This is a genomic window from Enterococcus diestrammenae, assembly GCF_049384045.1.
Classification (GTDB): domain Bacteria; phylum Bacillota; class Bacilli; order Lactobacillales; family Enterococcaceae; genus Enterococcus_C; species Enterococcus_C diestrammenae.
In genome coordinates, this window is the sequence record NZ_JBMRGR010000020.1 from 18911 (window position 1) to 37167 (window position 18257).

Consider the following 18257-nt stretch of genomic DNA (forward strand, 5'->3'; position numbering starts at 1 on the left):
ACCATTTCGTGGAAAGCCTACCATATCAGGCTAACTATACTTCATTTTCATTACACCAATGTTTCAGTTCTTTTAAAAATTGGTAGCGATAACCGGTTTTCAAAAGGTTTATTTGATTTTTTTCAGTTATTTTAATTACTTTTTTAAAGTTTTCGACAAAATAGAAGGAAGGGTCCCTTATGATTACCTATTACGCTGTCAGCGGCGATCAAATCAAAAGCGTGGCTAAAGGAAGCAGTGACATTTGTTGGCTACACGTGGAAACACCACCAAAAGAAGAACTCAAGGAATTATCCAAAGCGTTTCAACTGCCGATGGACTACTTAACCGCCGTCTTGGATGACGTGGAAAACGCTCGAACTGAAGGCTTGGAGCAGGAGGTTTTTAAACGCCCGATTCTTTTGGTGGTGGAATTTCCCTTCGTCACCACCAGCCCCAGTGGTTATTTACAATACCAAAGCTATCCCATGTCGGTGATCATCACCCCCGACAAGCGTTTAATCACCGTTGCCAATCATCGGCCGCCATTTTTCGATAAGGTGGTCACTAGTAAGATTCAACAAAACGATATGAGTCCTCGGATGAATATCGCCCTCTTGATTTTGTGGGAATTGGTATTGAGTTTTAATGAACATCTAGAAGAAATCAATCATCAGGTGAGTCTCTTGGAATCCCATATTCAAGTGGCTACCGAAAATAAACGACTCTACCAGATTATGGATATCCAAAAAAGCTTAGTCTTTTTCGAGTCCTCAACAGCTGCCAATTACGAAGCCTTGAAAAAACTGGCCCACACCACTGAGTTTGCCAACCACCACGCTTACCAAAACCACCTCCATGATATCTTGGTGGAAACCAAACAAGCGGTTAGTACCTCCCGGATTTATATGCGGTTGGTGGATCAGATGACAGATACTTTCTCAGCCATCGTCTCAAACAATTTGAACAATATCATGAAAATCTTGACGTCATTAACCATTGTCTTAACCATTCCTACAATTATCGGTGGCCTATATGGGATGAATGTTAAATTGCCCTTTGCCGATCAAGAATGGGCCTTTCTCTTAATTATTGTAGGGACAATAGCTATCTGTCTGTGGGCCATTCGATATTTAAGAAAAAAGAATCTTTTGTGATTTTTTCCTCCTTAGACTTGAAGAATCCCTGATTAGCGGTTACACTAGTCTGGAATATGATGTGATTGTTCGGCGATAGCGCCCAGAGGTTCCCCCAGGAGCGTTTCCTCTTTGGCCAAAAGTGTCGGACGACTATCGGAAAAAGGATGGATTCTCATGGAGAAAAAAAAGAGTACATTTTCCAAAATTACTAAAGGCTTTATTTGGGTCATGCTCATCTTAACAGTCGCTAGCGTTGTTTTGACGGCTGTTATCAGCGTATTAGGCTAATACGCAACCCCCCCACCACTCTTACTTTTTAATTGATGACAAATAGCGAGGCACCACTGATAGGATCAGTAGTGCCTCGCTATTTGGCTATCAAAAATGATCCGCCTAGTACCTTTTGCTGTAATCAAAGCGACGAGTGCCCAGCCATGGTTAACAACTCTCTGGCATGCTCAAGAGTCAACGGCGTAACCTCAGCACCAGAAAGCATTCGGGCAATTTCCTGAACCCGCTCAGCATCGCTAAGTTGAGTCACACTCGTCTGGGTCCGCCCCTTAGTGACGCCCTTGGTGATGGCATACTGATAATCCGCCACCGCTGCGACTTGTGGCAGATGCGTGATACACAACACTTGGGATTGTTGACCAATTTTGGCGATCTTTTCCGCGATGGCTTGCGCTACCCGACCGCTGACCCCAGTGTCCACTTCATCGAAAATAATACTAGTAATCCCTTGGCTTTGGGAGAAAATCGTTTTTAAAGCCAGTAAAATCCGGGAAAGTTCTCCGCCAGATGCGACTTTTACCAAAGGCTTCAAAGGTTCCCCGGGGTTAGTGGTCAAATAAAAGGCTGCTTCGTCAAAGCCATTTTCAGTCAGCTGACGACTTTTGCGAAAATCCACTGCAAACTGGGTGTTTTCCATATAAAGTTCCTTCAGCTCGTGCATGACTGCTTTTTCCAACGAATGGCTAATGGCTTTGCGTTCCTGATGGATTTTTTCGGCTTGAAACCAGAGGGCCTCTTCTTGTTGGCGCAATTTTTCCTCCAACTCTTCCAGTTTTGTATCGGAGTCGTCATAAGCCGCTAATTCTTTGGCAATTTCCTCATAATAACGCAAAATTGCTGGGATTGAATCGCCATACTTGCGTTTTAGTTGTCGAATCAATTCTAAACGTTGGGTAACAGCTTCAAGACGCTCTTCATCTAACTCCAAAAAGTCCAGTTGACGGGAAATGTCTCCCGCGGCATCTTGCAACAAATAGTAGGCGCTTTGCAAATTTTCAGCGATGGCATTGTATTCTTCATCCAGATGAGACACTTCTTGGATTTCCGCCAAAACAGCCCCTACACCATCCACCGGATTAAGCTCTGCACCAGTCAAAATTTGATAGCTTTGCCCCAACGCATCGACAATCTTTTGATAATTTGCGAGTTTTTCTCGCTCCTCCGCCAGTTGACTTTCTTCTTCTGGTTGTAGTTGAGCCTGGCTGATTTCTTCTTGTTGGAAACGCAACATATCCAAGCGTTGCACAAAGGATTGTTCATTGGCCTGAATTTTTTGGACGCGCTTTTCCAATTGCCGAAACTCCTGATAAGCCTCTCGGTAGTCTTGCAACTGCTTTTGAAAACTGGCGGCCCCATACTCATCCACCAAATGCAAGTGACGGTCTTCTTGTAGCAATTCTTGGTGTTCATTTTGGCCTTGGATATCCACCAAAAAATTACCTACTCGCCGAAGATTAGCAAGATTCATCGTGCGCCCATTGACCCGGCAGACATTTTTGCCACTCAAGGTCATGTCCCGTTGCAAAATCAACGGATCTCCTGCTTCTGTCTCCACACCTAGTTCAGCCAGTAACGTCACAAAAGCCGGCTGATCAGGCATCTCAAAGACCCCCTCAAGCCGACACTTGTCTGCCCCTTGGCGAATATAGTCCGTCGAGCCACGACTGCCGGCTAACAAGCCCATGGCATCGATGATAATCGATTTCCCCGCTCCGGTTTCCCCAGTCAAAGCCGTCATACCCTGGTGAAAGGTCAACCGCAATTTTGAGATGATGGCAAAATTTTCAATCGCTAATTCTAACAGCATCTCCTAGCCTCCTCCTCAAGCAAACCCACGCCTAGGTTGCGTTGCTTTTCTTTTGTCTAAAGTTAAATAAGTTCTTGTAACTCATTTTTTAACGCCTCTGCGGCTTCTTTGGTTTTCGCGATCATCAACACGGAATCATCATCATTTAAGCTGGCAAACAACTGCCCTTTGAAGCGCCGATCAATCAAATTATTGATGGCCGCAGCGTTGCCGGGTAAGGTTTTTAAGATAACCATCTTATCCATTTGATCCACAGAAACAAAGGCATCCTTTAACAATTTGGCCAATTTCTCACCAATATCTTCCGCCGTTTCCGCAGGTAGACTATAACGATAGCCCCCTTCAAAAGGCACCTTGATCAGCTTCAACTCTTTAATATCTCGAGAAATCGTTGCTTGGGTCACCATCACTCCCCGCTCTTCCAGTAAGGAAACAAAATCCTCTTGTTTTTGGATGTTGTTTTCACTTAGTAGACGAGTGATTAGACGATGGCGTTCTTTTTTGCGCATCTGGCTGTGACTCCTTTCTTTATCCATAATAAGACCGATCTATCAGAATCGATCTGACAGGGTGGCCAATAACCCGCTTGCAGGCTCTCAAAGCCGGCCAATTCAACTTCATCATCATACCTTATTTTTATGCAAAAAGAAAGAAAGGTTCATGGAAAATCCTGCTCCTAAACCTTTCTTAAAACCGACTGTCACAGCTTAAGCCAACGTTTCATGAGCTTTCGCGACAACCTCGGAAATATTCACTTTTTCAGATAAACGACCGGTACCTTCCGTTTTGGTCAACAATAGTAGAAACTCAATGTTACCTTCGCCTCCGGTAATCGGTGAAAAAGCCAAATCCACTACATCAAAGCCAGTTTCCAAAGCAAAGTTGCTGATTTCTTGCAAGACCCGCTCATGAGTAGCAGCTTCTCGGACAATGCCATGTTTTCCTACCGCTTCTTTGCCAGCCTCAAACTGCGGTTTCACCAAAGCCATCACCGAGCCCCCGGCAACCAGTATTTGATGCAACGGCGGCAAGATCAGCTTTAAGGAAATAAAAGAGACATCAATCGTCGCCACTTCCGGCAAGCCTTCTAGAAAATCAGCGGGTTGACTATAACGGAAATTAGTCCGTTCCATCACCACTACCCGGGGATCCTGACGCAATTTCCAAGCCAACTGATTGTAACCGACATCTAAGGCATAGCTTAACTTGGCGCCGTTTTGCAAGGCGACATCGGTAAAGCCACCCGTTGACGAACCGATATCCAATAAAATCTTATCCGTCACAGAAAAATCAAACTGCTTCAGCGCTTTTTCCAGTTTCAAGCCACCACGCGAAACATAAGGCATCACCTCACCTTTGACTCGCAACAAGGTATCTTGAGGTAGTTTTTCTCCGGGTTTGTCTAGGCGTAAATTGTTTTTTTCCATCACAACTAAGCCGGCCATCACAGCTCGTTTCGCTTTTTCGCGGGTTTCGAATAAGCCTTGTTGGACAGCTAAGACATCCACACGTTCTTTTTTCATTTTTTCGGCCTCACATTCGCAATTTCAAAAGGATTTCCTGTAAAAGAGCTGGTTCAAAAACCAATTGTTGCCCCATTACCAATAATAGTTGCTCAGCGGCATCCAGTTCCGCTGCCAACGCCTGCTGGGCTTCCGCAAATCCCAACAAAGATGGATAGGTATTTTTACCCGCCAGTTGGTCTTTATGGGTGTTCTTCCCTACTTCTTCTGCAGTGGCCGTGATATCTAACAAGTCATCGCGAATCTGAAAAGCCAATCCCACATGTAACGCCAGTTGTTGCAACTGCTGCAACACAGCTTCAGGCTGATGGGCCAAAATCCCACCGGCAACAAACGCATAGAGCAATAAATCACCAGTCTTCCGGCGATGAATGCCTTCCAGCTCCTCCAAAGTCAGCTGCCGATGCTCTCCTTGAATATCCGCTGCTTGACCAGCTACCATCCCTTGGCTCCCAGCTTTCTCCGCCAATAATTGAAGCAACAACAATTTCTCATCATTCGCTAACTGGGCTTGGCTCAACAGCTGAAAAGCCGCCGTCAATAAGCCATCCCCCGCCAAAATCGCCAAAGCTTCTCCATACACCACATGATTGGTAGGTTTCCCCCGGCGTAAGGCATCGTCATCCATCGCCGGTAAGTCATCATGGATCAAGGAGTAAGTATGAACCATTTCCAAAGCTGCCCCACATTGGTAAACCCCAGTGGTCAACTCTTTGCGAAAACTAGCCACTACCGCCAACAAAATCAGCGGGCGAATGCGTTTGCCCCCTGCTGCTACCGAATAAAGCATACTTTCGGCTAGTCGGGGATCGGTCGTATGCTGTTTTAGAAAGTCTGTCAGTTCAGCTTCTACTAGCGGTAGTTGTGTTTGTTGAAATTCTGCTAAAGTCATCATGCGCTGGGCTCTTCAAAATCAGTTTCCTGACCGTTTTCTTGCATCATTTTAGTCAACGTTTCTTCCGCGTTGGTCAACGTTTCTTGGCATTGTTTACTCAAGGTCATTCCTTTTTGAAACGCCGCCAAAGCTTCTTCCAAAGGCACGTCGCCTTTTTCCAAGCGAGTTACGATTTGTTCCAATTCTTGCAACGATTCTTCAAATGTCGGTTGTGCCATGATTGTAAACTCCTTTATTGTAAATAATAGTGAGATTTCTGGTTCCAGTTGATCAACTATGCCAACAGGAGACCGGCCCACGTTTACGATTTATTGTCAGATTTCAGCTGGACGTCACTAACTGTCGCCGCCACGACCCCATCTTGGAAGTGAATGATCAATTCATCCTCGGAGGTGATTTCCTGCACAGATTTAAGTACTTGCTGGTTTTTGGTGGTATACGTATAACCCCGGCCCATGATTTTCAAAGGGCTGAGCAAATCCAAAGACTGCACTTGCTGCTGAAACGCCTGCCGTTTATTTGCCATCAAATACCCCATTTGCTGACTAAGCTGAGCAGTTAAATAACTGGTTTGTTGTTGCAACTGCTTTAGTCGTGGTAAGGGATTGGCCTGTTGCAAATGCCGATCCGTCTGTTGGAAACGCCGCTCTTTATCCCGAACCAGTTGTTGTAAGTTTTGACTCAGGCGTTGGGTCAGTTGATCGACCTTCAGGGACTGGGCTTCATATAAACGTTCCGGTTGACGAAAAACATAGGAGTTTAGCACCCGCTGAAACCGCTCGTTTTTTCGTTGCAACTGCAAAAGGTAGGCCTGTTGCAAGCGATTTTGCTGCTGTTGAATTTTCAAAACTTCTTCTGATAATACCGGTACGGCCAATTCGGCTGCCGCTGTAGGTGTAGCCGCCCGCACATCAGCCACCAAATCAGCGATGGTCGTATCCGTTTCATGTCCTACTGAAGAAATGATCGGCGTCCGAGCTGCAAAAATCGCCCGGGCTACTCGCTCTTCGTTAAAAGGCCACAAATCTTCAATGGAACCTCCGCCGCGACCGATAATCATCGTATCAAAATCACCGAGAGCTTCGACTTGAGCAATGTTTCGTACAACATCATCCGCGGCTTTGTCTCCTTGTACCACAGTGGGAAACAAGACTAACTGGGCGATGGGATAACGACGCTTGACAGTGGTTATGATATCGCGAATCACCGCTCCTGATGGACTGGTTAAGACCGCTATTTTCTTGGGAAATCGGGGCAACGTTTGTTTTGGCGCTGAAAACAGGCCCTCTTTAGTGAGCTTGGCTTTTAACTGCTCATACGCTTGATACAAGGCCCCGATGCCATCCGGTTGCATCTGTTCTACATAAATTTGGTAATTGCCACTCGCTTCATAAAGGGAAATCCGTCCCACCACTAAGACTTTCATTCCTTCTTCTGGGCGAAACTTGATTTTATCGAAAGCCCCTTTAAACATCACCGCAGAAATCTTGGCCCCATCATCTTTCAAACTAAAATACTGATGATTGGGTCGTAAGCGAAAGTTGGAGATTTCCCCCGTTAAAAAGACCCGATCCAAATAAGGATCGGCGTCAAATTTTCGCTTCAGGTACCGAGTCAAGGCGGTTACCGTCAAATATTGCTGAGACAAACTGTTCACCTAATTTCTTATCTGTGTAATCTTTTAGCACTTTCAATGGTTTGGTACATCAACATTGTAATCGTCATCGGGCCTACACCACCAGGGACTGGGGTAATATAACTAGCCACAGGGGCCACTTCATCATAGGCCACATCCCCGATTAGTTTGCCGGCTTCATTGCGGTTCATTCCCACATCAATCACTACCGCTCCCGGTTTGACAAAATCTTTGGTTACAAAATGGCCGCGACCAATCGCCACGACTAAAATATCGGCTTGGCGGCAAAGGGCAGCCAAGTTTTTCGTCTTAGAATGGGCCATCGTGACGGTCGCATTTTTTTGTAGCAACAGCTGTGCCATGGGTTTGCCGACGATATTGCTGCGCCCGATCACCACCGCGTTTTTACCTTCTAAATCGATATCGTAGTGTTCAAACATTTTGATAATGCCATATGGTGTGCAAGGAATCATCGTGGGATGCCCAGCAAACAAGGCGCCGAGATTTAACGGATGAAAACCATCCACATCTTTATTGGGATCAATAGCTAGCAACACTTTGTTTTCATCGATATGTTTTGGTAAGGGCAGTTGGACTAAAATACCATGAAATTGCGGATCAGCATTGTATTTATCGATTTCTGCCAACAATTCCGCTTCAGTAATCGTCTCTGGATAGCGTTCGACTTTGGAGACAATCCCAATCCGGGCAGCTGCTAAATCTTTGTTGCGGACATAGACTTGACTCGCGCTATCTTCCCCCACCAAAAGAACGACCAAACCTGGAGTCAGGCCACTTTCTTTCAGTAGCGCAACTTCTTCCTTCATCTGTTCTTGCAGTAAATTTGCTAATTGTTTGCCATCAATATTTACTCCCAAAACCAACATTCCTTTCTCGTCTCGGCTATTGTCCAAAAACAGCGAGAACTTTTCATTTTAACTATTCTAGCATATCCCACATCTTTACGAAACTTTTCTTACAGCTTCCTGCAAACTCTACTAATCCCCTAACCCTTCGTCTGACCAAGGTAAATCCGTAGATAGTTTTGCCGCAAAGGCTTGGTACTCCTCGCGTTCGGCTAACCGCGCGATTCGTCGCTTCTCGTAGCCTGCACAAACCATTTTTTCTTCAGGGGTTTCAGGAATAACCCCTGGCACCGAAAAGTCAGTTTCCGGATTCATATGGGAGGCAATCGCCACAAAAGTGGTAAAGCAGGTTGCCGCCAAATACCGTTCTCCCGTCACCAGATCTTCACCGATAATTTTAACGAACACTTCCATCGATTTATGATGGGCGCCGGAGACATAGGATTTCACACAAACAGAATGGTTTTCGTGTAACGGCTGCAGAAAATTTAAGCTATCCAAGGACGCCGTCACCGCTCCTCTGCGACAATGCCGAGTAACCGATATCGAGGCGGCATCATCAATCATCGTCATTAGCTTCCCCCCAAATAAAAAGCCAAAGGGATTCAAATCAAAAGGAAAAATCCGATGCGTCTGAATTACTCGTGACTCTCGGCATTTTTTATACTCTTCCATACAGTTCACCTCTGGAGCTAGTTTACCAAATTTTCTCCTATTCTGGGTATCAAAACTACTGGCACCCGTAATTTCCTACTTTAAAAACAGAAACGCCCCAGCGCCCCAATTCTCCCCGAAAAAGTATTTTTGCAGGGGCACAGCGTCTAGGCATCCCTTCGTTTTTCAACCATGTCTGACGTTTTAAAAGAGGATGACTTTGAAAACAGATAATCCAAACAATCACCTACTTCACCCCCAAAAAGTAAAAATCAGACCGGTCTTGCTTCCTTAAAAAGGTGTCAGCATCTTTTTTGTGACATCACAATGGCGACATAATATACCACTTAATACCTGAGACATCACCCTTTTTGGCGCTTAATTTTTATAAGTTCTTTATCTACCAAAAAAGCTCCGACCCTTTAACAAGGATCGGAGCCATCAGTTCATTAAGCTTCAGCAGCTACTGGATAAACGCTAACTTGCTTTTTATCGCGGCCTTTACGTTCGAAACGTACGACACCGTCAACTTTAGCAAACAAAGTATCGTCACCGCCGATACCTACGTTTACACCTGGATAGATTTTTGTGCCGCGTTGGCGATACAAGATAGATCCACCAGTCACCGTTTGACCGTCCGCACGTTTAGCACCTAAACGTTTGGATTGAGAGTCACGGCCGTTGGAAGTAGAACCGCCCCCTTTTTTGTGGGCGAAGAATTGTAAGTTCATTTTCATCAACATGGAAAAGCACCTCCTGTGATAGTTTTTATTTCGTGATAGTTTTTAATTGCAGATATTGGCTATGTTCCGCTTGAACGGCCTGAAGACCTAACAAAAGATTTTCCAACAAAATGGTCATAATGTTGTTTTGTTCTTGGGTAGTATCTTTCGGCATCTCCACGTAGAGGTAGCCACCGTCTTCATCGGCATCCACCGCAGGAGTAACCCCTGCAATGGCATCAATTCCGTTGACTGTGCTGATGGCTAAGACCGAAACAGCGGCACAGACGAGGTCCTTTCCGTATTCACCGGATTGGGCATGGCCTGTCAGTTCAAAGGAGATGATACGACCGGAATCATTGCGTTTGAATGTCCCTATGATCATAGTTCAACCTGCTTTTCTTAAAAAATTATGCGTTGATGGCATCGATGACAACTTTAGTGTAAGGTTGACGATGACCTTGTTTGCGGTGTGAATGTTTTTTAGGTTTGTATTTGAAAGTCACGACTTTCTTTTGTTTGCCATGTTTTTCAACAGTCCCTACAACAGTTGCGCCTGCGACAGTTGGAGCACCAACTTTCGTAGATTCGCCACCTACCAAGATCACTTCGTCAAAAGTAACCTTTTCGCCAGCTTCCACGTTCAATTTTTCCACGTAGATTGCTTGACCAACTTCGACTTTGACTTGTTTGCCACCAGTTTTGATGATTGCGTACATACTCAAAAGCACCTCCTTATTTAGACTTAGACTCGCCATCCCAAGTGAATGAAGACTTGCATCGCCATTGCTTAGTACTTGCTCTGTGCGGTTGTAGCTGTGGTGCCCACAATTACAACAAGAATAATGTATCAAAAAAACAACGACAAGTCAACTGCAAGTTGTCGTTGTTTCGTGAAAACTTTCAAAACTATTCGTCACCAAAAACTAAAACCTTATCGCAACTTACCAAAGAACCCATTTCTAAAGAATCTTGGCCTTTCGCCGGTCAGTAAGAAGATCATTAGCGACAGGCTCTAGGGCTGTACTTCCCGATTATCCGGATCTAGTGTTAGCTTTTGTCCTGCTGCCAAATCAGTATAGAAGCGATGCCAAATCTTTGCCACATTGTCTTCGGAATAATGCAACGCAGCTTTGGCTGACAACTGGGCATATTCGTCTAATTGACTAGGATCTTGTCGCAGAGCTGTCAACTTCTCCGACATCTGCTGGCGATCATCCGCCCCCATGTAATAGCCAGAAATCACCGATTCATAAAGGTCTAGATTTCTTACTAATACCGGTGTGTGACAGCTAAAAGATTCCAAAATACTCATAGGAAATAATTCATTATATGACGGCAACAAGAAAACGTCCGCCATATTATAGTAGTCTACCAACTGATTGCGATCGATAATCCCGGTGAAACGCAAATTTGCCGGGGGATTTTCGTAGACTTCTTGGTAGTCCTCATAGCCATCGGTGATTTTCCCAAAAGAAAAGCCCCCTACCCAGATATACTGCATTTCCGGGTGATCTTTGGCTAGTTGGATAAAGTCGTCTAAGCCTTTGCGTTTTTGAATCTGTCCCACACCTAAAACGATAAAGTCGTCGGTAGCGTAGCCCAATTCTTGTCTTTTCTCTTTTTTCTCAGCCGCTGTTTGAGGATAAAAATCCTCCGTGGACACAAAATTGGGGATGTAGCAGACTTTTTCTTCTGGGATTCCCGCTGCTACCAGTTCCGGGATAAAACTCGGATTTACCACGACCAAGATATCCATGCGTTTATAAAAGGACATGACATACCAATCAAAGACTTTTTGAAAAGGCCTAAATAAATCAATGCTTCCTTTTAAGGTTTCTGGTAGAAAATGAACATAACCAACTTTGACTCCTCGACTTTTCGGTGTCAAGGTGGAGAGATAAAACTCTGGATTGATTGTATGATAATGAGAAACATCCGCTTTTTTAGCCGAATTGATCTCGATCTTAAACTCATCTGAAAAACGTTCTTGCAGCATACGCACCAGCTCATTGTAGGCACTGCCTACCCCTTGACCTTTGACCGTATCTGCTCGCGACAACATTGTAATTGAAATCATGGCAATTCCTTTCACGCTTATAATTTAACCACTAAAACAGATTATAGCATAAACGCCCCCAACAAAAAATCAGACTGGCGACGGAGAGACTGTCAGCTAAGTAACGACTGCTTAGCTCTGATGCTAGCTTCCTTTTTTCCCTCTTTGGCAATCTGTGATAAAATCAAGAAAACAAGAAGGAGCTCACAAATGATTACTCAAAAAAAGATACAACAAGCCTTTACAATATTTGGCATTCTCGTCTTTCTCTTTAACCTCTACGAATTGATTACCGCACGCCTGCCTCGGGGAGAAATGGCAGTCGTGATACTGGAATGTCTCGCCGGTATCGCCTTAATCTATCTTCCGCAACTGATTCGGAAATTTCTAAAAGTGCAATTGCCAGTGACCATCATCTACTTCTACTGGTTTTTCTTAGGCCTCTCCGTCTTTTTAGGCACTTGCCTTCATTTGATCCGTTTTATTCCCGGCTGGGATAAACTGCTTCATGGGGTCAGCCCAATGCTATTAACCGCATTAGGCTATGGCATCTGTGGCTTACTTTTAAAAGATAAGAGTATTAGTGATGTCTCCCCTTGGCTCTTTTTAATCTTTGGTTTTGCTTTTGCTGGCGTCTGTGGTGTCTTTTGGGAATTTTGGGAATTTCTCTGTGACACGGTGGCGAATATGAACCTGCAACGCTACTTGGATTCACCGGACAACAGCGGCCCCGCCTTGATTGGTCGTGCAGCTTTGATGGATACGATGGGTGATATGTTTACCAACACAGCTGGCGCACTGATTATGGGAACTTACGCCTTTTTCAAAAAACGCAAGGATCCCCTGTATTTTGAAGCTTATCGGATTCGCTTGATTAAATAACCCCGTCAGCATCTTAGCCTCGCAAAAGCGAAAAAGTCCTGGGTGAGCCAAGAATAGTGGCTTACCCAGGACTTTTTTCACATTTTCTTGACAACAAGTTGGCCGTTTTCTATAATGAAACATGTTGCCAGTATGTCGCAGTAGCTCAGCTGGATAGAGCATCCGCCTTCTAAGCGGACGGTCGGGGGTTCGAACCCCTCCTGCGATGTTTTAATAGCTTATCAAAAGTCCTTCTATCTTCTCAGTAGAAGGGCTTTTTTGTGGGCCAAAATGACAACGGACAAGTACCTATTCTGATTGTTCCGTCGTCTCTGCTTGCTCCTCAAAGCTGACTTCCTCTACGTCTTTGGTGATCAAAATAAGCCCATCCCCTAATGGAACCAACGTCGAAGTCAACTGCGGGTGACTCATTACCAGATCCAAAAAGGCATTCAGTTTGCGGTGAATGGCGCGATTTTTACGAGGAATATCCTCGGTAGCATCCAAAATCGTCCCCCCTTGGAAGATATCATCTACCATCAGCACCCCGCCTTTGCGAAGAACCCGCAGGCATTCAGGTAAAAACTCGATGTATTTGGATTTAGCACTATCCATGAAGATAAAATCATAAGGCCCCGTTAACGTAGGTAGAATATCAGCGGCTTGCCCTTCTAATAAAGTCACCTTATCCTCCAGCCCCAGCCGAGAAAAATTGGCTTTGGCTTCTTTGATCATCACGTCATAGCGATCAATAGTTGTAACATGCCCGTTTTCCCCGACAAACTGAGCCATCAAACTTGCGGAAAAGCCAATCGCGGCACCAATTTCTAAAACATGTTGAGGTTGTAGTTGTCCTAATAAAAATTCCATAAAGACCACTGTTTCGTGTGGAATTACCGGAACCCCACGACGATTGGCCTCTCCTTCTAGTTTTCCCAATTCTCCGGTTAATGGTTTTTGGCGTTGACGCATATATGCCACTAATTCTTTTTTCACCACTGGACGGTGCATCATTTCATTTTGCATTTCTGTTCCTTTCTAAACCGACTTTTGCCAGTTTTAAACGCCCGACAAGCTGTCAAGCTTGCGGCCAGTAAATTTAGCCAAATAAAAAAAGCCGTCAGCAAACGACAGCTTCATTATAGACAAACCTGAGCTTTGACGCAATCCTCTCACTGTTCTTTATCCTCAAACAGCCAAGGATCATCCTGTTTTTTGAGGGGGCGAGACTGACGAATCAAAGTAGTGATGGTGGTAAAAGTAATGGTCAGAGCCGCAATCCAAAACAGAATTTGGCCCACCAACAAGAAAGTTTTCGTCGCCACCAATCCAAAATATGGCAAGTGAAAGGTTGGTTGCCCAATCAATTGGCTTTGGTCAACCGATCCTTCCTCTGCTTGGGAATTGCGATCACCTTTTGTATAAAAGGTTTGTCGGTGAGAGTCCATCGCCACGACCCGCCGCGTCAAAATATCTTCTCCTTCCCCCCTATAGTAAGTAATCAAATCCCCCACTTGAATTTCAGCAACCGGTGTCGTTTTAACAAAAATCAGGCTACCATTAGGAAGACTCCCCTGCATGGCATTGTCCCGAATAACTGCAATATTGAGTCCAAAAAGATGGGGAATCAAGGTCACTAACAAAACGATGGCCATCAAAAAAATTAATACAAAGGAGCTGATAGTTTTAATGTGTTTTATCTTCGCCAACGCGGCCCCTCCATTCCCTAGATCATCTTAGTATTTGTAATTTAATATCGCGATAATTAGCAATAAAATCATCCCTTAACAGGACCCACTAAAGTTTCTGTGCGTTTATTATATTATAATGAAAAACGAATACTTACAACTAAAATTTGTGTTTTATTTTAATCTTTTTAATCCTTTCCTCTCATTTCAAAACAAAGCAAACGTTATTAAATTACTGATATTGACTTATAGTAGAAAAGAAAATAAACTGATAGCGAAAGGAGCGTTTTTTATTTTATGGAATCTTTAAATAACTACGAAAAGCTAAAAGCAAACGGTAGCTTGCGCAAGCTCGGCTTTGCATCCGTCGTGGCTTTGTGTCTGACGGTTATCGGCTTCTTTTGTTATGCTTTCAGTCATCCTTTTAGCCAAAATCAAGTTGCTGAAATTACTGAGACGTGGACTTATTATCCCAAAAACAGTCCAGACAGCACCTTTAAGAGTCGCTATGTCAAACATTTACCACAAATCCGCCCCAATCAAATCATGGTGATGGAACGGAAAATGAAGACAGAAGTGGAAAACCCGATGTTACTCATTCAAGGCAATCACCAATGGATTAAAGTAACCATCGATGATCGCCTGATTTATGAATACACCCCCACCTCCACTGGTCGACTAGCCAGTGATAATCCTGGGAAATCCTTAAAAGAAATCCAGCTTCCTGCCGATTATTTGGGTAGCGTTCTAAAAATCGAAGTCGCTAGCCCTTATCAAAGCTACTCTGGGTTGCCGGCACGAGTTTTTGTGGGTGAAGCCAATTCCTTGATGGCCTATATTTTTACCCTTTCAATTCCACAAGTATTGATGATGATTTTAGGGATTAGCATCAGCGTCGTCTTGCTGTTAATCGTCGGACGTACGCTAAAAAAACAACAGCGCTTGGATGTTCAACTGTTACTTCTGGCGGCATTTGCCATGACGATTGGTTTGGAAGCAGCCGCTAGCGATATCGTAGCCGGCTTGTTGTTTAGTCCCATCGTCAACTCCACGGTAGCGATTATTTTGGCTGCCTTGAGCCCGTTATTTCTGATTGTCTATTATTGCCACAAGATGACCGTAATGAATACATATTATAAATATTGGGTAATTCCACATCTGATTTTTAGTCTATCACTGTTAATTAGCGTGGCTTTCACCCCATTGGATATGCCAGAAATTAAGCCTTGGATTGATGCTGTGAATCTCTTCGGTACACTAGCCATCACCATTGCCGCAATCTGTGAAAGCCATCAAAAGAACCGTTTCTATGTCTTTTGTACCCCCTGGATTGTCTTAGTCGCCTTGGCTCACTGCTTTTTGTATATTATGGAAATCATGGGCACGCCTTACAACCACATTAACTTTAGTGGCCTGTTCTTCATTGTTATCTTACTGGTAATTTTCATCTATACAGTATCCGAATTTTTGACCAATGAAGAAAAAAACCGCAAGCAGATGAACTTTCTAGAAGTCAAAACTGCTTTGTTAGAAGAAAGCCGCGAAGAAATGAACCATCACTTAACAGAAGTGGAACAAATCAAAAAAGCCTTTCGCAAAAATCTACAAATGATGCAACTATTGGTGGAAGATGGCAACCTTACCGGCACCCAAGAATATTTAGCTGAATTGATGGAAGATACCAAACGAATGGACGGCTTGCCTCGCTTTACTGAGCACTCCTTGACCAATTTAATTTTGTCTCGTTATCAAAAATTGGCGGAAAAGCGTAGTATCGATACCAGCTTTAACATCGTCTTGCCACCAACTATCGCCATCACAGATACTGATTTGACGAAACTTTTTGCTCATTTATTGGAACATGCCTTTCGGGAGACTTACGCCATCACTGATCCCAGTCAACGAAAGATTACCTTGCAAGTCTATTGTGACCAAGGAAAAATTCATTTTTATTGTGAACATACCGCCAATTATTATGAAAATATTTTCGACCGGGGGATTAATACCGATCTACCAGAAAAAGAAGAATTCGATCTTTGGGTATTGGAAAAAATCTCCAAGAAGTACGCCGGCGCTCTCAAAAAAAGCAATACCGAGAAAACCGACAGTGTCGCCATCACCTTATCTGTCTAAAATCTCAGTTAAAAGCAAGTATTTTCTTTTCCAAAGAATTAATACTTGCTTTTTCCTTTGATTGCCAGTAGCATAGAAGCAGTTGGAATAGTACTTGCTCCATGGTTTTAGAGAGTCGCCTGCCCGCTGAAAAGGTGATACCCGCTGGCCCAAGGAACCTACCCACGTCAAGATCGCTACAAACGATCGGGGAAGAGCCCCTTAACGCTCTGTCGAGGGGACCGAAAACTTTCGGTCAACAAAGGTGGTACCGCGAATGTCACACGCATTTCGTCCTTTTTTAAGGAGGAAATGCGTGTTTTTTATTTTTTCAAACCACCCCCCAAGAACTCACCACTGTCTATTTTAAGGAGGAAACACAATGGCTGAAAAGCAAACCAACGACTTCACTGAATGGTACGTCCAAACGATTCAACAAGCAGAACTGATGGCCTACTCCCCGGTCAAAGGCTCCATCATCTTCCGTCCAGACGGCTATGAACTCTGGGAACACATCCAAGAAGAATTCAACAAATTTTTACGTTCAGAAGATATCCGCAACGCCTATTTTCCGATGCTAATCCCTCGTAACTTCTTTATGAAAGAAGCGGATCACATCGAAGGATTCGCCCCTGAGCTCCCATGGGTAACAGAAGTCGGTAACGAAAAATTAGAAGAACCCCTAGCACTGCGCCCAACTTCTGAAACGATGATCGGTTCCGCTTTTTCTGACTGGATCAACTCTTATCGGGATCTGCCTTACGAAATCAACCAATGGGCCAACGTCTTCCGGTGGGAAAAGAAAACACTGCCTTTCTTACGCACCTCAGAGTTTTTATGGCAAGAAGGTCACACTGCCCATGCAGACGAAGCTGACGCCCGCCATCGGACCATGAGTATTTTAGATGAATATGCCCGCTTGGCAGAAGAATTTCTGGCCATTCCAGTTTACAAAGGCCAAAAAACCCCTTCGGAACGCTTTGCCGGTGCCGTGGATACTTATTCCATCGAAGCTATGATGAAAGATGGCAAAGCGGTGCAAGCCGGAACTTCCCATTATCTTGGGACCAAATTTGCGGAAGCTTTCGACATCACTTACTTGACCAAAGAAAACCAACACACTTATGTCCATACTACCTCTTGGGGCGTTTCAACACGTTTGTTAGGCTCACTGATTATGACTCATGGAGATGACAACGGGCTGGTCTTCCCACCAACCGTTGCCCCTACACAGATTGTCTTGATGCCAGTCGGCCCATGGAAAAAGAACCCTGCCATCATGGAAAAACTAGACGAACTCTTTGCCTCTTTCAAAAAAGCTGGTTATCGCGTCCGTTTGGATGATACGGACAATTCACCTGGCTACAAATTTAACGAATGGGAACTTAAAGGGGCTTGTCTGCGAATCGAATGCGGCCCACGAGATTTGGAAAACGGACATGTCATGGTGAAAATTCGTGACTTAAGCGAAAAAACCGCCGTGACCTTTGAGGACTTAGCTGCCTATGTAGAAGAACAGCTAGCCATCATGCCAAAACGGTTGCTAGAAGCTGCGCGGGCCCGCAATAAAGCAAATGAACACTATGACATCGATACTTTGGACCAACTAAAAGAACACATCGAAACCTGCAAAAATGAAGGACGGCCAACTGGCTTTGTTCTGATTGGCTGGGATGGCACCGAAGAAACCGAAGCCAAAATCAAAGAAGAAACTGGTTTTACCACCCGGAATATTCCTTTTGAAGCACCAACGGAAAAAACCGTCGATATCGTTAGCGGTAAACCTGCGAAATACACGGTGTGGATTGCCCGGGCTTATTAAGAAAAACTGGGGTCGCTGATATCATCTCGATCATTTAGGTGACATTGACCGATGACGCTCATAAGTAGGTACCCTGATACTTGGTGTTCTTATTCGCAAATGAGTAAGGACACCAAGTTTTTTAAAGTAAGCGAGAAATAATCCAACGCATTTTCTACCAATCACTCCTCCTTTATACTTAGCTTATTGCTAAATATGAGGAG

At 44.3% G+C, this 18257-nt stretch carries 19 protein-coding genes, 1 tRNA gene and 1 other annotated feature; of the genes, 6 read left to right on the forward strand and 14 right to left on the reverse strand.

Going from position 1 to position 18257, the window contains the following annotated elements; genetic code table 11:
* The first annotated feature begins 179 nt into the window (after positions 1–179).
* Both ACO03U_RS11865 and ACO03U_RS11870 read left to right on the forward strand, forming a co-directional pair.
* Positions 180–1136, forward strand: coding sequence for a magnesium transporter CorA family protein (locus tag ACO03U_RS11865; RefSeq protein ID WP_204687789.1), 957 nt, complete (start codon positions 180–182; stop codon positions 1134–1136).
* Positions 1137–1292: 156 nt separating this feature from the next.
* The gene (locus ACO03U_RS11870; protein WP_161868316.1) at positions 1293–1406 is read left to right on the forward strand and encodes a DUF4044 domain-containing protein; all 114 of its coding nucleotides are present in this window, start codon (positions 1293–1295) and stop codon (positions 1404–1406) included.
* Between the two features lie 124 nt (positions 1407–1530).
* On the opposite strand, the gene recN is transcribed toward ACO03U_RS11870, so the two are convergent.
* The 12 genes from recN to ACO03U_RS11930 all read right to left on the reverse strand — a co-directional run bounded on the left by recN (position 1531) and on the right by ACO03U_RS11930 (position 11592).
* A complete protein-coding gene (gene recN / locus ACO03U_RS11875; protein WP_204687791.1) occupies positions 1531–3216 on the reverse strand; it encodes a DNA repair protein RecN in 1686 nt (561 codons plus the stop codon).
* Positions 3217–3278: 62 nt separating this feature from the next.
* Positions 3279–3725 (reverse strand): arginine repressor, encoded by a 447-nt coding sequence (argR, locus tag ACO03U_RS11880; RefSeq protein WP_204687793.1) that lies wholly within the window; start codon positions 3723–3725, stop codon positions 3279–3281.
* 198 nt (positions 3726–3923) lie between these two features.
* Complete coding sequence (locus ACO03U_RS11885) at positions 3924–4739, reverse strand: TlyA family RNA methyltransferase (RefSeq protein WP_204687795.1); 816 nt, start codon at positions 4737–4739, stop codon at positions 3924–3926.
* A 10-nt stretch (positions 4740–4749) separates the two neighbouring features.
* The gene (locus tag ACO03U_RS11890) at positions 4750–5634 is read right to left on the reverse strand and encodes a polyprenyl synthetase family protein (RefSeq protein WP_204687797.1); all 885 of its coding nucleotides are present in this window, start codon (positions 5632–5634) and stop codon (positions 4750–4752) included.
* Positions 5631–5852, reverse strand: coding sequence for an exodeoxyribonuclease VII small subunit (locus ACO03U_RS11895; RefSeq protein WP_161868312.1), 222 nt, complete (start codon positions 5850–5852; stop codon positions 5631–5633). The genes ACO03U_RS11890 and ACO03U_RS11895 overlap by 4 nt, the downstream gene beginning before the upstream one ends.
* An 83-nt stretch (positions 5853–5935) precedes the next feature.
* Positions 5936–7282 carry an exodeoxyribonuclease VII large subunit gene (gene xseA / locus ACO03U_RS11900; protein ID WP_204687799.1) on the reverse strand — a complete coding sequence of 449 codons (1347 nt, stop codon included), beginning with the start codon at positions 7280–7282 and terminating at the stop codon, positions 5936–5938.
* Between the two features lie 17 nt (positions 7283–7299).
* On the reverse strand, positions 7300–8148 hold the full coding sequence (locus tag ACO03U_RS11905; RefSeq protein ID WP_161868310.1) for a bifunctional methylenetetrahydrofolate dehydrogenase/methenyltetrahydrofolate cyclohydrolase: 849 nt from the start codon (positions 8146–8148) through the stop codon (positions 7300–7302).
* Between the two features lie 120 nt (positions 8149–8268).
* On the reverse strand, positions 8269–8811 hold the full coding sequence (locus ACO03U_RS11910) for an acyl-CoA thioesterase (protein ID WP_161868309.1): 543 nt from the start codon (positions 8809–8811) through the stop codon (positions 8269–8271).
* 428 nt (positions 8812–9239) lie between these two features.
* Positions 9240–9533: a 50S ribosomal protein L27 gene (gene rpmA / locus ACO03U_RS11915; protein ID WP_161868308.1), complete on the reverse strand. Its 294-nt coding sequence runs from the start codon at positions 9531–9533 to the stop codon at positions 9240–9242.
* A gap of 25 nt (positions 9534–9558) precedes the next feature.
* Entirely contained in the window at positions 9559–9897 is a 339-nt protein-coding gene (locus tag ACO03U_RS11920) for a ribosomal-processing cysteine protease Prp (RefSeq protein ID WP_204687801.1), read from the reverse strand.
* Between the two features lie 25 nt (positions 9898–9922).
* Positions 9923–10231: a 50S ribosomal protein L21 gene (gene rplU / locus ACO03U_RS11925; protein ID WP_067392645.1), complete on the reverse strand. Its 309-nt coding sequence runs from the start codon at positions 10229–10231 to the stop codon at positions 9923–9925.
* Positions 10232–10249: 18 nt separating this feature from the next.
* Positions 10250–10334, reverse strand: a sequence feature (ribosomal protein L21 leader region).
* A gap of 193 nt (positions 10335–10527) precedes the next feature.
* A complete protein-coding gene (locus tag ACO03U_RS11930) occupies positions 10528–11592 on the reverse strand; it encodes a glycosyltransferase family 4 protein (protein WP_204687803.1) in 1065 nt (354 codons plus the stop codon).
* Between the two features lie 192 nt (positions 11593–11784).
* Between ACO03U_RS11930 and ACO03U_RS11935 the strand changes: the two genes are divergently transcribed.
* Together ACO03U_RS11935 and ACO03U_RS11940 are read left to right on the forward strand one after the other, a co-directional pair.
* Complete coding sequence (locus ACO03U_RS11935; RefSeq protein WP_204687811.1) at positions 11785–12453, forward strand: DUF2238 domain-containing protein; 669 nt, start codon at positions 11785–11787, stop codon at positions 12451–12453.
* A 134-nt stretch (positions 12454–12587) separates the two neighbouring features.
* A tRNA-Arg gene (locus ACO03U_RS11940) sits at positions 12588–12661 on the forward strand.
* 80 nt (positions 12662–12741) lie between these two features.
* Here the strand turns inward: ACO03U_RS11940 and ACO03U_RS11945 are convergent.
* Positions 12742–13458 (reverse strand): O-methyltransferase, encoded by a 717-nt coding sequence (locus tag ACO03U_RS11945; protein ID WP_161868304.1) that lies wholly within the window; start codon positions 13456–13458, stop codon positions 12742–12744.
* Between the two features lie 146 nt (positions 13459–13604).
* Positions 13605–14141 carry a signal peptidase I gene (locus ACO03U_RS11950; protein WP_204687805.1) on the reverse strand — a complete coding sequence of 179 codons (537 nt, stop codon included), beginning with the start codon at positions 14139–14141 and terminating at the stop codon, positions 13605–13607.
* A gap of 276 nt (positions 14142–14417) precedes the next feature.
* Between ACO03U_RS11950 and ACO03U_RS11955 the strand changes: the two genes are divergently transcribed.
* Both ACO03U_RS11955 and proS read left to right on the forward strand, forming a co-directional pair.
* The gene (locus ACO03U_RS11955; RefSeq protein WP_204687807.1) at positions 14418–16253 is read left to right on the forward strand and encodes a sensor histidine kinase; all 1836 of its coding nucleotides are present in this window, start codon (positions 14418–14420) and stop codon (positions 16251–16253) included.
* A 361-nt stretch (positions 16254–16614) separates the two neighbouring features.
* Positions 16615–18054: a proline--tRNA ligase gene (gene proS, locus ACO03U_RS11960; protein ID WP_204687809.1), complete on the forward strand. Its 1440-nt coding sequence runs from the start codon at positions 16615–16617 to the stop codon at positions 18052–18054.
* Positions 18055–18257 lie beyond the last annotated feature (203 nt).